At 61.0% G+C, this 17,251-nt stretch carries 13 protein-coding genes and 2 pseudogenes; 4 read left to right on the top strand and 11 right to left on the bottom strand.

The features are described from left to right. Positions 1 to 8 precede the first annotated feature (8 nt). The 3 genes from DXT77_RS24445 to DXT77_RS24435 are packed head-to-tail and all read right to left on the bottom strand — an operon-like array spanning position 9 to position 1,760. Positions 9 to 269 (bottom strand): phosphopantetheine-binding protein, encoded by a 261-nt coding sequence (locus tag DXT77_RS24445; protein ID WP_085711082.1) that lies wholly within the window; start codon positions 267 to 269, stop codon positions 9 to 11. Further along, entirely contained in the window at positions 250 to 1,059 is an 810-nt protein-coding gene (locus DXT77_RS24440; protein WP_119429509.1) for a 1-acyl-sn-glycerol-3-phosphate acyltransferase, read from the bottom strand. Before DXT77_RS24440 ends, DXT77_RS24445 begins: the two co-directional genes overlap by 20 nt. After that, entirely contained in the window at positions 1,035 to 1,760 is a 726-nt protein-coding gene (locus tag DXT77_RS24435; RefSeq protein WP_119429508.1) for a beta-ketoacyl synthase chain length factor, read from the bottom strand. The genes DXT77_RS24440 and DXT77_RS24435 overlap by 25 nt, the downstream gene beginning before the upstream one ends. 370 nt (positions 1,761 to 2,130) lie before the next feature. On the opposite strand from DXT77_RS24435, the gene DXT77_RS24430 reads away from it, so the two are divergent. Next, positions 2,131 to 2,901 carry a ParA family protein gene (locus DXT77_RS24430; RefSeq protein ID WP_085711085.1) on the top strand — a complete coding sequence of 257 codons (771 nt, stop codon included), beginning with the start codon at positions 2,131 to 2,133 and terminating at the stop codon, positions 2,899 to 2,901. A 130-nt stretch (positions 2,902 to 3,031) separates the two neighbouring features. On the opposite strand, the gene trxC is transcribed toward DXT77_RS24430, so the two are convergent. From trxC to DXT77_RS30450, 6 genes and pseudogenes are all read right to left on the bottom strand, one after another. Then, on the bottom strand, positions 3,032 to 3,466 hold the full coding sequence (gene trxC, locus DXT77_RS24420) for a thioredoxin TrxC (RefSeq protein WP_119429507.1): 435 nt from the start codon (positions 3,464 to 3,466) through the stop codon (positions 3,032 to 3,034). Positions 3,467 to 3,547: 81 nt separating this feature from the next. Beyond that, positions 3,548 to 5,011 carry a protein adenylyltransferase SelO gene (gene selO / locus DXT77_RS24415; RefSeq protein WP_119429506.1) on the bottom strand — a complete coding sequence of 488 codons (1,464 nt, stop codon included), beginning with the start codon at positions 5,009 to 5,011 and terminating at the stop codon, positions 3,548 to 3,550. Between the two features lie 48 nt (positions 5,012 to 5,059). Next, a complete protein-coding gene (gene mscK, locus DXT77_RS24410) occupies positions 5,060 to 8,413 on the bottom strand; it encodes a mechanosensitive channel MscK (protein WP_085711090.1) in 3,354 nt (1,117 codons plus the stop codon). Between the two features lie 34 nt (positions 8,414 to 8,447). Further along, a complete protein-coding gene (locus DXT77_RS24405; RefSeq protein WP_065259501.1) occupies positions 8,448 to 10,190 on the bottom strand; it encodes a potassium/proton antiporter in 1,743 nt (580 codons plus the stop codon). A gap of 157 nt (positions 10,191 to 10,347) precedes the next feature. Then, positions 10,348 to 10,947, bottom strand: a pseudogene (locus tag DXT77_RS30455) (methyl-accepting chemotaxis protein); the annotation flags it as partial. A gap of 303 nt (positions 10,948 to 11,250) precedes the next feature. Continuing rightward, positions 11,251 to 11,907, bottom strand: a pseudogene (locus tag DXT77_RS30450) (MCP four helix bundle domain-containing protein); the annotation flags it as partial. Between the two features lie 343 nt (positions 11,908 to 12,250). Between DXT77_RS30450 and DXT77_RS24395 the strand changes: the two are divergent. Further along, a complete protein-coding gene (locus DXT77_RS24395; protein WP_085685455.1) occupies positions 12,251 to 12,481 on the top strand; it encodes a hypothetical protein in 231 nt (76 codons plus the stop codon). Next, positions 12,478 to 12,780 (top strand): cell division protein ZapA, encoded by a 303-nt coding sequence (locus DXT77_RS24390; protein ID WP_119429504.1) that lies wholly within the window; start codon positions 12,478 to 12,480, stop codon positions 12,778 to 12,780. The genes DXT77_RS24395 and DXT77_RS24390 overlap by 4 nt, the downstream gene beginning before the upstream one ends. A 54-nt stretch (positions 12,781 to 12,834) precedes the next feature. Here DXT77_RS24390 and DXT77_RS24385 read toward each other — a convergent pair whose 3' ends face one another. Then, complete coding sequence (locus tag DXT77_RS24385; protein WP_119429503.1) at positions 12,835 to 13,185, bottom strand: hypothetical protein; 351 nt, start codon at positions 13,183 to 13,185, stop codon at positions 12,835 to 12,837. Between the two features lie 229 nt (positions 13,186 to 13,414). Between DXT77_RS24385 and DXT77_RS24380 the strand changes: the two genes are divergently transcribed. Continuing rightward, positions 13,415 to 15,352: a methyl-accepting chemotaxis protein gene (locus DXT77_RS24380; RefSeq protein WP_119429502.1), complete on the top strand. Its 1,938-nt coding sequence runs from the start codon at positions 13,415 to 13,417 to the stop codon at positions 15,350 to 15,352. Positions 15,353 to 15,398: 46 nt separating this feature from the next. Here DXT77_RS24380 and DXT77_RS24375 read toward each other — a convergent pair whose 3' ends face one another. Then, on the bottom strand, positions 15,399 to 17,201 hold the full coding sequence (locus DXT77_RS24375) for an acyl-CoA dehydrogenase (RefSeq protein WP_119429501.1): 1,803 nt from the start codon (positions 17,199 to 17,201) through the stop codon (positions 15,399 to 15,401). Positions 17,202 to 17,251: the final 50 nt, after the last annotated feature.

Below are 17,251 nucleotides of genomic sequence, written 5' to 3'. Positions count from 1 at the left end.
GTCCGGTCTCAAGCTGCCTGTTTTGCCGTGACGAACGCCGCGAGGCTCGCCACGTTGGTGAAGTGGTTGCGGGTGTCCTTGGCGTCGGCGTCGATCTTGATGCCGTACTTTTTCTGAATGGCCAGGCCAAGCTCCAGGGCGTCGACGGAATCCAGGCCCAGGCCTTCGCCGAACAGTGTCTGGTCGTCGCCGATGTCGTCGACGCTGATGTCTTCGAGGCCCAGGGCGTCGATGATCAGCAGTTTTATCTCACGGTGCAGATCGCTCATCTTCGGCGAGCTCCTTGATAAAAAAATGGTGCAGAAAGTCGTTGAGCTTGCGCGAGGCCTGCGGTGCAGGGCCTTGTGCGGCAAAGGTCTGTGGGTCTATATCGGCCCCGACGCGAAAACTGAAGTGAACTCGGCGGCTCGGGATGCGATACCACGGCTCGGCCTTGGTCAAAGTGGTCGGGCTGACCTTGATGATGACTGGCGTCAGGATTTTCGCACCGCGCAGCGCGATGGCCGCGGCCCCCCGATGAAAGGCCGGGGCCTGACCGGGTTGGGTGCGCGTGCCTTCCGGGAAAATGATCAGGGTCTGGCCATCCTGCAATGCGCCGGCGGCGGCATCGAGCATGTCCATGCTGCCGTCGTTGCTGATGTACTCGGTGCTGCGCAGCGGGCCACGGGTGAAAGGGTTTTCCCACAGTGTTTTCTTCACCACGCAATTGGCGTGGCGCACCAGACCGATCAGGAACACCACATCGATCAGCGACGGGTGGTTGGCGATGATCATCTGCCCCGGCCGGCCGAGGCGTTCGGCGCCCTGGATGTCATAGGTCAACACGCCGGTACGGGCCATGAACCGGACGAAAAACCAGAACAGCCGACTGACGGTCTGCCGCGCTCGCTCGCGATGGGCTTTCGCATCGCCCGGCAGGCAGCCCAGCAGCGGAAACACCAGCAAACGCAGGCACAGCCCACCCAGCCCGAACAGGGCGAAGCTGAGGGCGGTGGCCAGCAGGCGCCAGTAGTAGGCGTCGCGGTGCTTTTCGGTCACGGGTTGCGTTGCCAGGTCCATACACGATTTTTCCAGGCATGTTGGCAAAGGGTTTGCTGGCCGAGCAGGGTTTGCAGCAGATTCAGCGCATGGGGCCATTGCGCTTTGGACAGTGCTTCGGGGGCGCTGTTCAGGGTCAGCCGCCAGTCGGTACCGGGGGTCAGCAGCAAGCCGACCGCGTACGGAAACGGCACATCGTCGATCCACGCCGAATAGGCTTCGGGCGGTTGTTCTTCGGTGATCACCAACAGTACGGCGGGCGCGCCTTCGTCCAGCAGGACGGCGGCTTCCAGCACGCCGTGCTCTAGACCGTCGCCAGCGGCGGCGAGGGCCGTCATCTCGCTGGTTTCGCCGCGCATGATCGACCACAGGCCGATGATCGCGTTGTGCACGGAGAGGCTGAACTGGGTCGGTGACAGCGGTTGTTCGTTGGCCAGGTCACTGAGGATGTCGAAGGTGCGCGGCGTTTCGCCGTGACGGGACACGAACACCAGCGGCAGGTTTTCCCGACCGTCGGCCAGTGGCCAGCCGACACTGAAGGCCATCCGCGCCAGGCGGCTGAGACGGCGGCGCTGCATGGCGGGAAGGAACGACACATCGGGCGCGGCATCGCTGCTCGGGAGCACGACCGGCTGTCGGCTCCAGGCTTGCCAGGCGTCCACGCTGTCGAGCCCGGGAGCCCAGGCGCGCCATTGGGCGATGTTGAAGTTGATCACGGACATTCATCCCGCCCCTGCGGGCTGTTTTTGACGCGGTTCTGCCAAAGCCACAGAGGAGCTGACCTTGCCGAAAGTGGCGTGGCGCTTGGCGCCGGGTGGCGCGCATTATCCCGGTGCGACGAGTGTGTAGCAAATGCTGGTTACATTTTGCGCTCTGAAATGGACCGAAGGGTACATGGCAAAAAATATCACTTGGCCATTATCCGGATTGTGAAGGGATTGTCTGTCGGGCATATCGGCGGTCGAAGGCAGCATTTGCGCCGTAACTATTGAGATATTTGCGCCTGACCCTGTAGTCCATGTCCGCGAAGGTAGCGAAGCGGGGCCGGGCACCACTACACTCGGTCATTCTTTGATACACGGAGGTTTTGTCATGCGGCGCGTGGTGTTCAATCAGAAAGGTGGCGTGGGCAAATCCAGCATCGCCTGCAATCTGGCGGCGGTCAGCGCCAGCGAGGGTTATCGCACGCTGTTGGTGGATCTCGATGCCCAGGCCAACTCCACTCAGTACCTGACCGGGCTCACCGGTAATGACATTCCGATGGGCATCGCCGACTTCTTCAAGCAGACCCTGTCCTCGGGCCCGTTCTCCAAGAAGAACAAGGCCGATATCTACGAAACCCCGTTCGACAACCTGCACATCATCACCGCCACGGCGGAGCTGGCCGACCTGCAGCCCAAGCTTGAGGCCAAGCACAAGATCAACAAGCTGCGTAAGTTGCTGGAAGAGCTGGACGGCGAATACGACCGCATCTACCTCGATACCCCGCCAGCCTTGAATTTTTATGCGGTTTCGGCGCTGATTGCCGCTGATCGTGTGCTGATTCCCTTCGATTGCGACAGCTTTTCCCGTCAGGCGCTGTACGGGCTGATGTCGGAGATCGAAGAGTTGAAGGACGACCACAACGAAGGTCTGGAAGTCGAAGGCATCGTGGTCAATCAGTTCCAGGCCCGGGCCAGCCTGCCGCAGCAGATGCTCGACGAGTTGATTGCCGAAGGATTGCCGGTGTTGCCGGTTTACCTTGCCAGCTCAGTGCGCATGCGTGAATCGCACCAGGCCAGCACACCGCTGATCCATCTCGATCCGCGACACAAGCTGACACAGCAGTTCGTCGAACTGCACAACCTGCTCGAAGACGCCTGATCGTCTGAGCCAACACAAAGAACTGTGGGAGCGAGCCTGCTCGCGATAGCGGTCTTTCATTCAGCACATTTGTTGAATGAGCAATCGTCATCGCGAGCAGGCTCGCTCCCACAGGGAATATGCGTTTTGATCAGATACCTTGGCTACGCAACCACGCCATCAGTTGCGGCAGCGGAAACGCACCACTCTGCCGCGCCACCTCCCGGCCATTTTTGAACAGGATCAGGCTCGGAATCGAACGAATCCCCAACTGCGCCGACAACTGCTGATTGGCTTCGCTATCCAGCTTGGCCAGCCGGCATTTGCCCGCCAGCTGCGCCGCCGCCTGCTCGAACACCGGCGCAAACGACTTGCACGGCCCGCACCAGTCCGCCCACACGTCCACCAGCAACGGCAGATCGCCCTTGATCTGGCTGGCGTAATCGCTTTGCTTGAGCTCGAACGGCTTGTTCAACAGCACCTCGGACTTGCAGCGCCCGCATTTCGGGTGGTCGCTGAGGCGTTCGGCGGGGATGCGGTTGAGGCCGTTGCAGGAGGGGCAGGGGATGAGGAGTGGGTCGGTCATGTCGGGCTCGATGAAAAGAGTGTGATCGTACGGCTGATCTGGAGCCGTACGGATCGATTATCAAGGTTCAAGTCGTCGCACTCAGGACGAACAACTGATCTCCAGATGCTTGCCCCACTCCGGCGGCCGTTCTGCATAGCTTTCCATTCCAGGCTGTTCCTCGAATGGATTGCTCAACACCGCATGCAGACGACGCACCTCTGAGTAGTCGCCTTGCTCGGCAGCATCAATCGCCTTCTGCGCAAGGTAATTGCGCAGGATGTACAACGGATTCACCGCATGCATCCGCGCGCGGCGCTGTTCCTGATCGGTGGCGCCATCCCGTGCGACGCGGTCGACATAACGCTCACCCCAGGCGTCAAAGCCTCGGATATCCACAAACTCATCGCGCAGCCGGGCAACCGCCTGGTCTGCTGATTCCTCGCCCAGACGACGGAAGAACAAGGTGTAGTCGACGCCACTGTTCTGCATCAATTGCAGCAGTTGCTCCAGCAGTTGCTGGTCGTCGTCCTCGGCCGTGGTGAGGCCCAGACGGCGGCGCATCAGGTCGAGGTAGTGCGCCTGGAACAGCGGCAGGTACAGGCCAAGAGTTTCGCGCAGGGCTTCGACGCTGATGAACGGAGTCAGGGCCTGGGCCAGAGCGCTGAGGTTCCACTGGCCGACGGGGACCTGATTGCTGAACGAGTAACGGCCCTGATCATCGGAATGATTGCAGATGAAGTTCGCGTCGAAGTCGTCGAGGAAGGCGAACGGGCCGAAGTCGAAGGTGATGCCGAGGATCGACATGTTGTCGGTGTTCATCACGCCGTGGCAGAAACCGTAGGCCTGCCATTTGGCAATCAGTTCGGCGTTGCGCTCGACGATCTCGCGGAACATCGCCAGATACGGTTCCGGCTGCTCCAGGCATTCGGGGTAGTGCATCGCCAACACATGCTCGCCGAGCAGCTTCTGCTGCTCGGGACGCTTGGTGTAATAGAAATATTCGAAATGGCCGAAGCGAACGTGGCTAGGTGCCAGACGCAGCACCATCGCGGCGCGTTCCTGTTTTTCACGCCAGACCGGGGTGTCGGAACCGATCACGCACGCGGCGCGAGAGGACGGGATGTTCAGCGCATACAGCGCTTCGGAAGCGAGAAACTCACGGATCGACGAACGCAGCACGGCACGACCATCTCCCATGCGCGAGAACGGCGTCTGCCCGGCGCCCTTGAGGTGCAAGTCCCAGTGCTCGCCGGCTTCGTTGTAGACCTCGCCCAGCAGCAGCCCGCGACCATCGCCCAGTTGCGGCGTATACCCGCCGAACTGATGCCCGGAATAGACCATCGCCCGCGGTTCTGCATCGGCCCACAACTTGTGGCCGCCGAACAGTTCAGCGAATTCCTGGGTGTCGGCCGCCGCCGGTTCCAGATCCAGCAGTGCCAGGGCCGCAGGGCTGGCGACCACCAGTCGCGGGTTGTCGATCGGTTCGGGCAGCACATGGGCCGAGAACGCATCGCCCAGGCGGGCGAAGCGGTTGTCGAAGGTCAGTTCGTCGAGGGCTTTCAAGGGCCGGCTCCAGCAGAATGTCCGAGCATTCTGCTGGGATTAGTCCGGTTAGTCGAGTTTGGCGGGCGGCGGCTCTTGCAGCGGCTTTTGCTCGCCGCTGACGGGCACGATGGTTTTGCTGTCGTCTTCGACCGGCACCAGTTTGTACTCCTGACCGTGAAGGTTCTTCAGGTACACCTCCATCTGCCGGAACGAGATGTTGATGTGCTGCTTCTTGAACTCGCGGTTGATGAAGCGGTTGACCTCGTCGATCACCGGGTTGCGGTCGCCAAGGTCGCGCACATGCATGCGCAGCTCATGGTCGAGGGTGCTTTCGCCGAAGTTGAGGAAGTACACGTGCGGCTCGGGTTCTTTGAGTACGCGCGGGTTTTCCCGGGCGGCCTTGAGCAGCAGTTCCTTGACCAGATCCAGATCCGAACCGTAATCCACACCGAGTTTCAGCGTCACCCGGGTGATGGTGTCGGTCAGCGACCAGTTGATCAGTTGCCCGGTGATGAACGTTTTGTTCGGGACAATGATGTCCTTGCGGTCGAAGTCGGTGATGGTCGTGGCGCGGATGCGGATCTTGCTCACGGTGCCCGACAGGTTGCCGATGGTGATGGTGTCGCCGATCCGCACCGGCCGTTCGAACAGGATCATGATGCCGGAGATGAAGTTCGCGAAGATCTCCTGCATCCCGAAACCGAGGCCGACCGACAGCGCCGCCACCAGCCATTGCAACTTGTCCCAGCTCACGCCGAGGGTCGACAGGGTCGAGACGAAACCGACCCCGGCGATCACGTACGACAGCAGCGTCGTGGTCGCGTAGGCACTGCCCTGGGCCAGATTGAGTTTGGACAGCACGAACACTTCCAGCAGACCCGGCAGGTTGCGGGCGAGCGCAAAGGTAATGCCGATGATGATCAGCGCGCCGAGCATGTCGCCGATGCTGATCGGCACCATGCTCATGTTGGCGCCGGTACCGCTGGTGTACTCGTAGAGGGTGATGTTGTCGAGGTACGAGAACACCGTGATCAGGTCGGCCCAGACCCAGTACAGCGCGGCGATGAAACCGCCGAGCAGCGCCAGGCGAATCAGGCGCAGGGACTGTTCGTTGACCTTCTCGATGTCGAGGGTCGGTTCTTCGATCACCGCTTCGCCGTCGCCGGCTTCTTTCGCTGCCTGACGTTTGGCCAGTGCGCGCTGGTAGGCCAGACGGCGTGCTGCGACCGCGAGGCCACGGACGAACGTGGCTTCGATCACCAGCCAGAACATCAGCAGGTACAGGGTATTGATCAAACGGTCGCTGAGTTTCAGCGCGGTGTAGTAGTAGCCGAAGCACACCGCGACGAACAGCGCGATGGGCAACAGGGTGAACATGATCCCCACGGCCTTGCGGAACAGCGAGGCGTTTTCGTGGGTCGGGCTGCTGATCAGCAGGCGACTGAGCAGCCACGCCATCAGCGCGTAGCAAGTCAGCACTACCGGCATGCCGATGACGTCATCGGCCAGCGCCGCCGGCTGCAGTTCGGCGACTGCCACCACCGCCACGAGAGCCATGACCACCAGACCGAGACGACGTACCCAGCCCTGCAGGAATTCGACCTGCGGCTTCTCCCAGCGGAAGTGCAGTTCAGCCACACCACCCGGCGCAAGGATCCGGTAAGCGGTGTAGAACACCAGCCATGCCTGACCCATTTGCAGCAGGGCGGCGCCCATGTTGGCGTTCTGGCCTCGGGCGTCGATCTGCAGTGCCAGCCCGCACAACGCAAGACCCAGCGCCACCGGCATCGCCAGCAGGATGTTGATCAGGATCGCCTGAGGCGTGTGCCACTGGCTGTCGCGCTTGAAGTGGCCGATGTCCTGGTGAACCTTGTTCAGGCGTGCATACAGCTGCTTGCGCCGCCACAGCAAGGCGCCGATCAGCAGTGCCAGCGGCAGGAACAGCAGCGGACGCTGGGTCAGGCCGTCGGTCAGTTCGCTGAGGCTGGAGGCCAGCGGCAAGGTGTCGATCTGGCGTTTCAGGCGTTCCGGCACACCGCGCAGCCACTCGGAGTCCAGCGGCTTGTTGCTGGGAATCCAGAACATTTGCTCGTCGAGGGTTGCGCGCAAGCTCTGGGCGGTGCTCAGCAGTTGTTTCTGGTTCAGTTGCAGGGTGATCGATTCATTGAGCATCGCGCTCAGTTCGCGACTCAGCCGCTCCAGCAGATCGACGCGGGTATTGGCCAGATCCAGCAGGTTTTTGCGAAGTTGCGGTGTGACTTGCTCTGGCGGCTGGGTGGACAGCAGGGTGTCGACGTAAGTCGCCGGGTTGCTCAGTTGTTCGCGCTGCTGGTTGATTTCAAACTGATACAGGCGAATGTCGGCGATCTGGTCCGCCAGGTCGCGGTCGACCTTGAGGCGTGGCAGCGCCTGCTTCTGCTTATAGAGAATCTTCGACAGCAACAGGCTGCCCTTGAGCACGTTGATCTGCTCGTCGAGGGCCGAGTCGCTCTGGGTCACACTATCCAGTTGCTGCTTGGTCTGCAGGTTCTGCTGGGTCAGCTCGTTGAGGCGGTCGGTGCTTTTGAGCAGGTAGTCGGAGAGTTTGAGGTTGGCCGCGCTTTCAGTGGCGAGCAGGGTGCTGCTGCCGGACTTCTGGGCCTCGATCGACTGCTGCGTCACGGTTTCCTGAGACAGGGTCAGACGCTTCTGGTTGATCAGGGTCTGCAGTTCCTGGATCTCGTGGTCCAGGCGGTCGGATTTTTCCGTGAGCAGGTCATGCTGGCTGTTGCCCAGATCCTGCAACTGGTTGTTGCCGGCCAGTTCCTGGCGACGCAACGGGATCAGTGCGTTGAGCGCTGCCAGCTCGGCATTGAGCAGGTCGCGTTGCTCGGCACTCAGGGTCTTGCCGCTGTCCTTGCCGGTCTTGAGGATGCTGTTGATCTGCTGGATGCGGGTCTGGCTGCTGGCGATTTCTGCCTGGGCGCGCTCCGGACGGGTCTGCGCGGTGATGATCAGGCTGTTGGCATCGGCCAGGGCTTTTTGCAGGTCGCTTTGCTGGGTCGAGCGCTCGGTAAGGATCTGTTCCAGCTGCTGGATGTTCTCTTTGGTGAAACGCTGCGCTACCGGTACCACGGCAGTGGCCTTGAGGCGTGCCAGTTCGCGGGTGTTCTCGATGGTCTGTTTCGGCGCGGTGGCCAGTTGTTGCTTGAGGTCGATCAGTTTCTGATCGTAGTCACGCCGGTTGTTGAGCTGGTTCAGCGTATTTTGCAGGAGCGTTTGCAGGGCCTTTTTGTCGGCCTCGGGCAGTTTGCTGTCGGTGAGCTTGTCCAGGTTCGCCTGCACGGCTTCGCTGGACGGCGGTTCTGCGGCCTGCAGCGGGCCGACAGTAAGACTCAGGCCCAGCAGGGCCGCGAGGAAAAAGGAGCGCAGGGTAGGCATAGAGACCGGTCAAGCAAGTGAGAGTGGAGGCAGTTTAGAGGAAGAGCCCGGGGCCCGGGCGACTTCCTTCGGGGAATCTGACGCCCACTTTGGCGATCTTGTTCCCGTCCATGACCGCCACCGTCCAGTGGGTGTTGTTCCATTCCACCTGGTCGCCAACGATCGGTGCACCGCCGACTTTCTGGGCGATGAAGTGGCCCAGGGTCATGTCCGGATCGATGCCGTCGGCCGACAGGCCGTAGAGGGCGGCAACCGCTTTGAGCTGGGCGTCTCCCTCGAGTACGAAGTCGCCGAAGAAGCGCAGGTCGAGGCCCCGTTGCGGTGCCTGGCTGAACAGTTTTCCGAGGGCCGGCAAGTTGTGTTCGTGGCCGATAACACACAGCAAATCATCGACTTCCAGCACCGTGCTACCCGACGGATGGAGCAGTTGCTGACCGCGAAACAGGGCCGCGATACGGGTGCCTTCGGGCATTTTCAGCTCGCGCAGGGGGGAACCGATGCACCATTTCTCTGCACCGAGCTTGTAAACGAACAGCTCCCACTCGCTGGTGATGTGCACTTCCAGGGCCGAACGGGAGATCGGCGCAGGCTCCGGCGGCACCGTCACCTTGAGCAGTCTGGCCACCCACGGCAGGCTCGTGCCCTGCACCAGCAGCGACACCAGCACGATGAAGAACGCGAGGTTGAAGTACAGCTGCGCATTCGGCAGCCCGGCCATCAGCGGGAACACCGCCAGAATGATCGGTACCGCGCCACGCAGGCCGACCCAGGAAATGAAGGCCTTTTCGCGACCGTGGAACGCCTTGAACGGGAGCAAGCCGACCACCACCGACAGCGGCCGCGCGAACAGAATCATCCACAGCGCCAGGCCCAGGGCCGGCAACGCGATCGGCAGTAAGTCATGCGGAGTGACCAGCAGCCCCAGCACCAGGAACATGCCGATCTGCGCCAGCCACGCCATGCCGTCGAGCATGTGCAGGATGCCGTGGCGGCTGCGCACCGGGCGGTTGCCGATCACCAGACCGCACAGGTACACGGCGAGGAATCCGCTGCCGTGCAGAGCGTTGGTCAGGGCAAACACCACCAGACCGCCGGCGATCACCAGGATCGGATAGAGGCCGGTGGCGAGGTTGATCCGGTTGACCAGTTGCAGCATCAGCCAGCCGCCACCGAGACCGATCACGCCACCGATGCCGAACTCACGGATCAGGTGGGTCAGCAGGCTCCAGTGCAGGCCGGTCTGGCCGCTGGCGAGCATGTCGATCAGGGTCACGGTGAGGAACACCGCCATCGGGTCGTTGCTGCCGGATTCGATTTCCAGGCTGGCGGTCACCCGTTCGTTCAGGCCCTTGCCGCCGAGCAGCGAGAACACCGCTGCGGCGTCCGTCGAGCCGACGATGGCGCCGATCAGCAGGCCTTGAATCAGATTCAGGTCGAACAGCCAGGCGGCGGCCATGCCGGTGAGGCCGGTGGTTATCAGCACACCGACCGTGGCCAGCGACAGGGCAGGCCACAAGGCCACGCGGAAACTGGATACCCGGGTGCGCAAGCCGCCGTCGAGGAGGATCACCGCCAGCGCGAGGTTGCCGACCAGATAGGCCGTCGGGTAGTTATCGAAAATGATGCCGCCGCCATCGACCCCGGCAGTCATGCCGACCGCGAGGATGATCACCAGAATCGGGATGCCGAGACGCGACGAAAGGGAACTGACAAGAATGCTCGCACCTACCAGCAACGCGCCGATCAAGAACAGGCTGTTGATGGTCGTCGCATTCAAAGGCAGTACTCCAGAAGCGGAAAGACGGGCACAAACTGACCATGCAGTCTGCGTGCCAGCGATTCTAACCTGTTGAAATGTGATGCTGTCAAAAAGGTTTTTCAGCGGGGTGAAAGATCGTCCCCACAGGCGTGGGAACGATCAGTCTTGCGCAGGGTTAGAGGCTGAACCGCCCAACCATATTGTTCAGATCCAGCGCCAGGCGCGACAGCTCATTGCTCGCCGCACTGGTCTGATTCGCGCCAGTCGCCGACTGCACCGACAGATCGCGAATGTTCACCAGGTTGCGGTCCACTTCACGTGCAACCTGCGCCTGTTCTTCGGCGGCGCTGGCGATCACCAGGTTGCGCTCGTTGATCTCGACGATGGCGGTGTTGATGGTGTCCAGCGACAGGCCGGCGCCACGGGCGATGTTCAGGGTCGATTCGGCGCGCTCGGTGCTGTTGCGCATCGAATCCACGGCGTGCTCGGTGCCGCTCTGGATGCTGCCGATCATGCGCTCGATTTCGCTGGTCGACTGCTGGGTGCGGTGCGCCAGGGCACGGACTTCGTCAGCCACCACGGCAAAACCACGACCGGCCTCACCGGCACGGGCCGCTTCGATGGCGGCGTTGAGTGCCAACAGGTTGGTCTGGTCGGCCAGGCCACGGATCACGTCCAGCACCTTGCCGATGTCACGGGATTCGTTGGCCAGATCACCGATCAGGGTCGCGGTGCTCTGTACGTCGGCGCTCATGCGTTCGATGGCGCTGACGGTTTCCTGCACCAGATCGCGACCGTCGCCGGCGGAGGTGGTGGCGTTCTTCGAGGCTTCCGAGGTGCTGACCGCGTTGCGTGCGACTTCTTCCACGGCGCTGGTCATCTCGTTGACCGCGGTGGCGGCCTGCTCGATTTCGTTGTTCTGCTGGGTCAGGCCACGGGCGCTTTCGTCGGTGACGCTGTTCAGCTCTTCAGCGGCGGACGCCAGTTGCGTGGCCGAGCCGGAAATCCGTTGCAGAGTGTCGCGCAGCTTCGATTGCATCTTGGCCATGGCCGCCAGCAGGCGCCCGGCTTCGTCGGTGCCGTCAACGTGAATCGGTTGGGTCAGGTTGCCTTCGGCGATGGTTTCCGCTGCGTCCAGTGCTTTGGAGATCGGTTTGGTGATGCTGATGGTCAACAGCCAGGCGAACAGGAAGGTCAGGCCGGTGGCGATCACCAACAGCGTCACCACAAGACTGAAGGCCGAAGAAAACTGCTCGGCGGCTTGCTGGTTGGTGGTGCTGATCTGCTCGCCGTTGATTTGCATCAGACGGTTGAGCACCGAGTTCATCGCTTCGGAGTTGTCGAGCAACTGGGTGTTCAGCAGGTTGCGCAGCTCATCCACCTGATTGTTGCGCGACAGGGTTTTCATCCGGTCTTCGATCTGGCGGTACTGGCCCAGCAACTGCACGTATTGATCGTAGGCCGCACGTTCCTGCGGGCTGCCGATCAACGGCTCGTATTCGGTCTGGGCCTTGCGGATCTGCTGGTTGCGCATTTCCAGAAGCTCGACGGTTTTCTGCTGGATATCCGGCTCGCGGTTCACCAGCAAGCGGTACGACAGCACCCGCAGACGCAGGGTCAGCTGGGTGAATTCGTCGAGGTTCTTGATGCTCGGCACGCTCGTGGTAGTGATGTTTTCGGCGGCGCCGCGGATCTTGCTCATCTGGTTCAGGGCGAACACGCCGAGAATCAGCATCAGGCCGCCGATCAGGGCGAAACCGGTGAACGCCCGGGGGGCGATATTCATATTGCGAAGGGACATGGGGCGTATACCAGGAAGGGCCGCATCCATGCGGGCTGAGACTGCTGTTGGATGACTTATCGGTCATACGACTAAAGTCTTGAGGCGGTGCGCGTATTTGTCGCATAAGGGGTCGGGCGACGAAGTGCAGGAACCAGATCGGCAGATCACAGTCTCTAACACTCGCAGGAATGGTCGACTGCCAGGAAAATCAAGGCCTTGCGCCGGTTTAATCCTGGCATCCACGACGACTTTTCTTTATCGTACGCGCCCTTTGAAAAAGCCCTGGAATATCAAAATGTTGGAAGCATCCCTCAGCCAATTGGAACAGCTCGTCAGCGACCTGGTGCAACAGAACCAGACCCTGTCGGAAACCAACCAGACCCTGTCCACGGAACTGGCCCGGGCCAAGGATGAAAACGAAAGCCTGCAACTGAGCCTGATGGAACAGGAAGAAAAGCACGGCGCCACCGCCGCACGCATCCAGGCCCTGGTTGATCGCGTCAACGCAGGTCCTGTCAGCGCATGAACCACGGCACAGCAGGGGTAAAAGTCATCTCCATCATGGGGGAGGACTATTCGATCAAGGCACCGTCCGGGGAAGAACAGACCCTGCTGGACGCTGCTTTGATGCTCAAGGCCGCACTGGCCGACACCAAGCGCAAATACCCGACACTGATCGGCGACCGCCTGCTGGTGCTGGCGGCGATGAATCTGTGCTCGCAGCAGATTGAAATGAAGAAGCAGCACCAGGAAGAACTCGAGCGTTACCAAGAGCAAGTCAGCGCCACGGTCGAGACGATTGCCAAGACTATCCAGCAAGGGTAGTAGTGGAGCACAAAGCGCCCTGAGACGGCAGGGCGCTGATACTACAAGCCATCGCTATACTCTTTGCCAGTTCATTCGGACAAAGTCGGCTCCGTCCTGCTGCTTGACAAAGACCTTGTCTGTCACCCGAAAGGTACCTGAGCTGTTTTTTACCAAATCCCCTTTTTTGACCCGCTCCATGTACTCACCGGTGCTGATCGTTTTACTGGTTGTGAGTTCTTGGCCAAGTACCTTGATGCTGATGTGGAAAGTGGTGGGAACGCCCCCTATTTCTGAATAGGTCTTGTCGGTCACAGTGCCAGTAGAGGCACCGATGGTGATGGAGTCTCCCTGGTTGGCGTATTTGATAAAAGTGTTTTGGTCGAGCAACTGGTTTATGACTGGGGATTCGTTTTGACTGGTCATGGTCGGTAACCTTTTTGAATGGCTGGTTCACATCGACTGCCTGCACGAGTGATCCGGACTCAATCTACCCTCATTTGATTGGGGGGGAACCTGTAAGAACTAACAGGTGCTACGCCTGTGGCGGACAGGTTGATTTGTATTCAATTGTCAGAGTTGTTGTTCATTTTTTTGTATACATAAGGCACGACTGTTGCAGTATTTCCTCCACTTATTCCTGGAGGGGTGCTCCATGCAGTTCTGGCGTCGCAGTATTCAATGGCAACTGATCCTCGGCATGGGCACCGCTCTGCTGGTCAGCATCCTGATCGTGGTTGGCATTTATACCCTGGTGGTCAACCGCCTCGCCCAGAGCTATCTGGTCGAACAGGCGTTGCCGTCGAGCATCGAAGCGACGCGCAACGACATCGAGCGAATCCTCGTTCAGCCCCTCACCGCCGCCAAGGACATCGCCAGCAACACCATGGTCCGCGACTGGCTGGCCACTGGTGAAGACTCCGCCAAAACAGCAGGCTTCGCGCAGTATCTGGAAGGCATCCGCGCCGAACACAAGGCTTTCACGGCGCTGATCATCGGCACCGAATCCAATCACTACATCACCGAAAAAGGCCTGGATCGCACCCTCAGTCGATCCAAACCGGCCGATGCCTGGTTCTACTCTTTCCTCGACAGCAATCAGCCACGCACCCTGAACATCGATAACGACGGGGCCACCGGAGAGCTGGCGCTGTTCATCGATTTGAAGGTCGAGCAGGCCGGCAAAGTGGTGGGTGTCGCGGGGCTCGGATTGAGCATGAAAGAGCTGTCGGAGTTGATCCACAACTTCAGCTTCGGCGAGCGCGGCAAGGTCTATCTCGTGCGTTCCGACGGTCTGATCCAGGTCCATCCCGAGGCACAGTTCAGCGGCAAACGCACCCTCACGGAGCAGATCGGCGCCAACGCGGCACAAGCGGTCATGGGCCACAAAGTGGCGACCAACAGCAGCTTCCAGCGCGACGGCGAAGACTTCCTCGCCTTCAGCCTGCCTTTGCGTGATCTCGGCTGGACCCTGGTGGCCGAAGTGCCGCAGTCGCAGATCTACGCCGAAGCCCGGCGGGCGATGTGGATGAGCAGCGGTATCGGTCTGGCGGTGGCGCTGGTTTGCCTGGCACTGGTGATCTGGCTGGCCCAGGGACTGGTGCGACCGATTCGTCAGGTAACAGCCGCACTGGTAGCAATCGGTAGCGGTGGTGGAGATTTGACCCATCGGTTAGATTCCAGCCGCGCCGATGAACTGGGCGACCTTGCCCGGGGCTTCAACCGTTTCCTCGACAGCCAGCGCGGGATGATCGGCGAAGTGCTGACCACCAGCGAGCGTCTGCGTGTCGCCGTCGGCCAGGTGGCCAGGGTTGTGGAGAACACCGCCGAACGCTCCGGCCGCCAGCAGGAAATGACCGACATGGTCGCCACCGCCGTCCACGAAATGGGCCTGACCGTGCAGGAAATCGCCCAGAACGCCGGCAATGCCGCGCTCGCCTCGCAAACTGCACGTGATGAAGCGATGCAGGCGCGGGAAGTGGTCAGCGGCTCGATTCGCCATATAGAAAGCATGTCCGATGAAATCGGCGTCGCGGCGGGCGCGGTGGGTGAGCTGGCGCATCAGGTGGCGTCGATCGATCAGGTGTTGGCGGTGATTCGCGGGGTTTCCGAGCAGACCAATCTGTTAGCGCTGAACGCGGCGATTGAAGCGGCGCGGGCCGGGGACATGGGGCGTGGTTTTGCGGTGGTGGCGGATGAAGTCCGCACCTTGGCGCGTCGCACTCAGGCGTCGACCGACGAGATCCAGCAGATGATCGGAAGCCTCAAGCAGGGGGCGGAGAATGCCGTGTCATCCATGCGCACCGGTCAGGCTGCGACTGGCACCGGGGTTGAATCGAGTCAGCGCACCGGAGCCTCGCTGACCGCGATTACCGGGCAAGTCGAGCGCATCAGCGATATGAACCATCAGGTGGCGACGGCGACAGAGGAACAGTCGGCGGTGACTGAAGAGATCAACCGCAACGTTCAGGGGATTTCCGATCTGGCCCGGGCGACGGCGGGGGAGGTTCGAGCGTGTCGTGAGGATTGTCAGATGTTGCAGCGGCTGGCGGATGATCTGGCGCGGCAGATGGGTGGGTTCAAACTTACCTGATTAGGTGATCGTTCCCACGCCGCGCGTGGGAACGATCACCAAGGGGTCAGAACCACGCATCCTGCATTGCCAGACACGTATCATCCCTTGCCTCCAGCAACGCCAGTTCATGCTGACAACCCGGCACTTCCCATGTCAGGAAATACCGCGCCGCCTGCAACTTGCCCTTATAGAAGTCGACATCAGCCGCATTGCCCTTGGCCAGTCCTTCTTCGGCCCGAATCGCCTGCTCCAGCCAACGCCAGCCGATCACCGTGTGCCCGAAAACCTTCAGGTAGAGCGCCGAGTTCGCCAGGCTGCTGTTGACCTTGCCCTGAGCCAGATCGGTCAACAGGCCGATAGTCACGCTCTGCAGGCGCGCCACCAATTTCTCCAGTGGCTCACGCAGTGCGGTCAACGATTCGTACGCCACCGCGCGTTCGGCAGTGTCGGCAATCAGGCGGATCAGTTGCTTAAGACCGGCACCGCCGTTCTGCGCCAGTTTGCGCCCGAGCAAGTCCAGAGACTGAATACCGTGGGTGCCTTCGTGGATCGGGTTCAGGCGGTTATCGCGGTAATACTGCTCCACCGGGTATTCGCGGGTGTAACCGTGACCGCCGAGAATCTGGATCGCCAGTTCGTTGGCTTTCAGGCAGAACTCCGATGGCCAGGATTTGACGATCGGCGTCAGCAAGTCCAAGAGTTCATGGACCTGTTTACGCTCGGCTTCGGTCTCAAGCGTGGTGGTGTCATCGAACAGTCGCGCCGCGTATAACCCGAGATCGAACGCACCTTCGACGTAGGATTTCTGCGTCAGCAGCATGCGTCTGACGTCGGCGTGCTGAATGATCGCCACTGGCGCCGTCGTCGGATCCTTGCTGTCCGGCACCCGGCCCTGTGGACGTTCGCGGGCGTATTCCAGCGAGTACAGGTAACCGGCATAACCGAGCATCACCGCGCCCATGCCGACGCCGATTCGTGCCTCGTTCATCATCTGGAACATGTAGCTCAAGCCGTGATGCGGCTTGCCCACCAGATAGCCGACGCACGCGCCGTTATCGCCGAAGTTCAGCGCCGTGGACGTGGTGCCGCGCCAGCCCATCTTGTGAAACAGCCCGGCCAGCAGCACGTCGTTGCGCTTGCCCAGACTGCCGTCATCGTTGACCAGAAACTTGGGCACGATAAACAGCGAAATCCCCTTCACCCCGGCCGGTGCGTCCGGCAGCTTGGCCAGTACCATGTGCACGATGTTTTCCGAGAGCGGGTGATCACCACCGGAGATGAAGATCTTGTTGCCCTTGAGGCGATAGGTGCCGTCGGACGCAGGCTCGGCGCGAGTACGAATATCCGACAGCGACGAACCGGCATGGGGTTCGGTCAGGGCCATGGTGCCGAAGAAGCGGCCATCGATCATCGGTTGCAGAAAGCGTTGCTTCTGCTCCTCGGTACCGAAGCTTTCGATCAGGTTGGCCGCGCCCATGGTCAGGAACGGGTACGAGGTCGACGCCGCGTTGGCCGACTGAAAGTGGGCGAAGCAGGCCTGGGACAGCAGCGTAGGAAGTTGCATGCCGCCAGCGTCGAAACTGCGCGCCGCGTTGAGGAATCCGGCTTCGAGGAAGGCATCCACCGCCGGTTTCACTTCGGGAATCAGAATCGCCTGACCGTTCTCGTAGCGCGGCTCGTTCTCGTCGCCCTTGCGATTGTGCGGTGCGAAGTACTTCTCGGCGATGTTGCGCGCCGTGCCGATGGCGGCATCGAAGGTTTCGCGGTTGTGCTCGGCAAACCGCTCGCGCCGGGTCAGGCCCTCGGCATCGAGGACTTCGTACAGCTCGAAAGCCAGATTGCGGGAACTGAGCAGCGTCTCGGACATGGCGGCCTACCTTTTTTTGGAATGGACCGAGTCTAGGCGTGCGAATAAAG

The sequence above is a fragment of the Pseudomonas sp. 91RF genome, from assembly GCF_003576265.1.
GTDB lineage: Bacteria > Pseudomonadota > Gammaproteobacteria > Pseudomonadales > Pseudomonadaceae > Aquipseudomonas > Aquipseudomonas kribbensis.
This window is presented reverse-complemented; position numbering and strand designations above follow the sequence as displayed.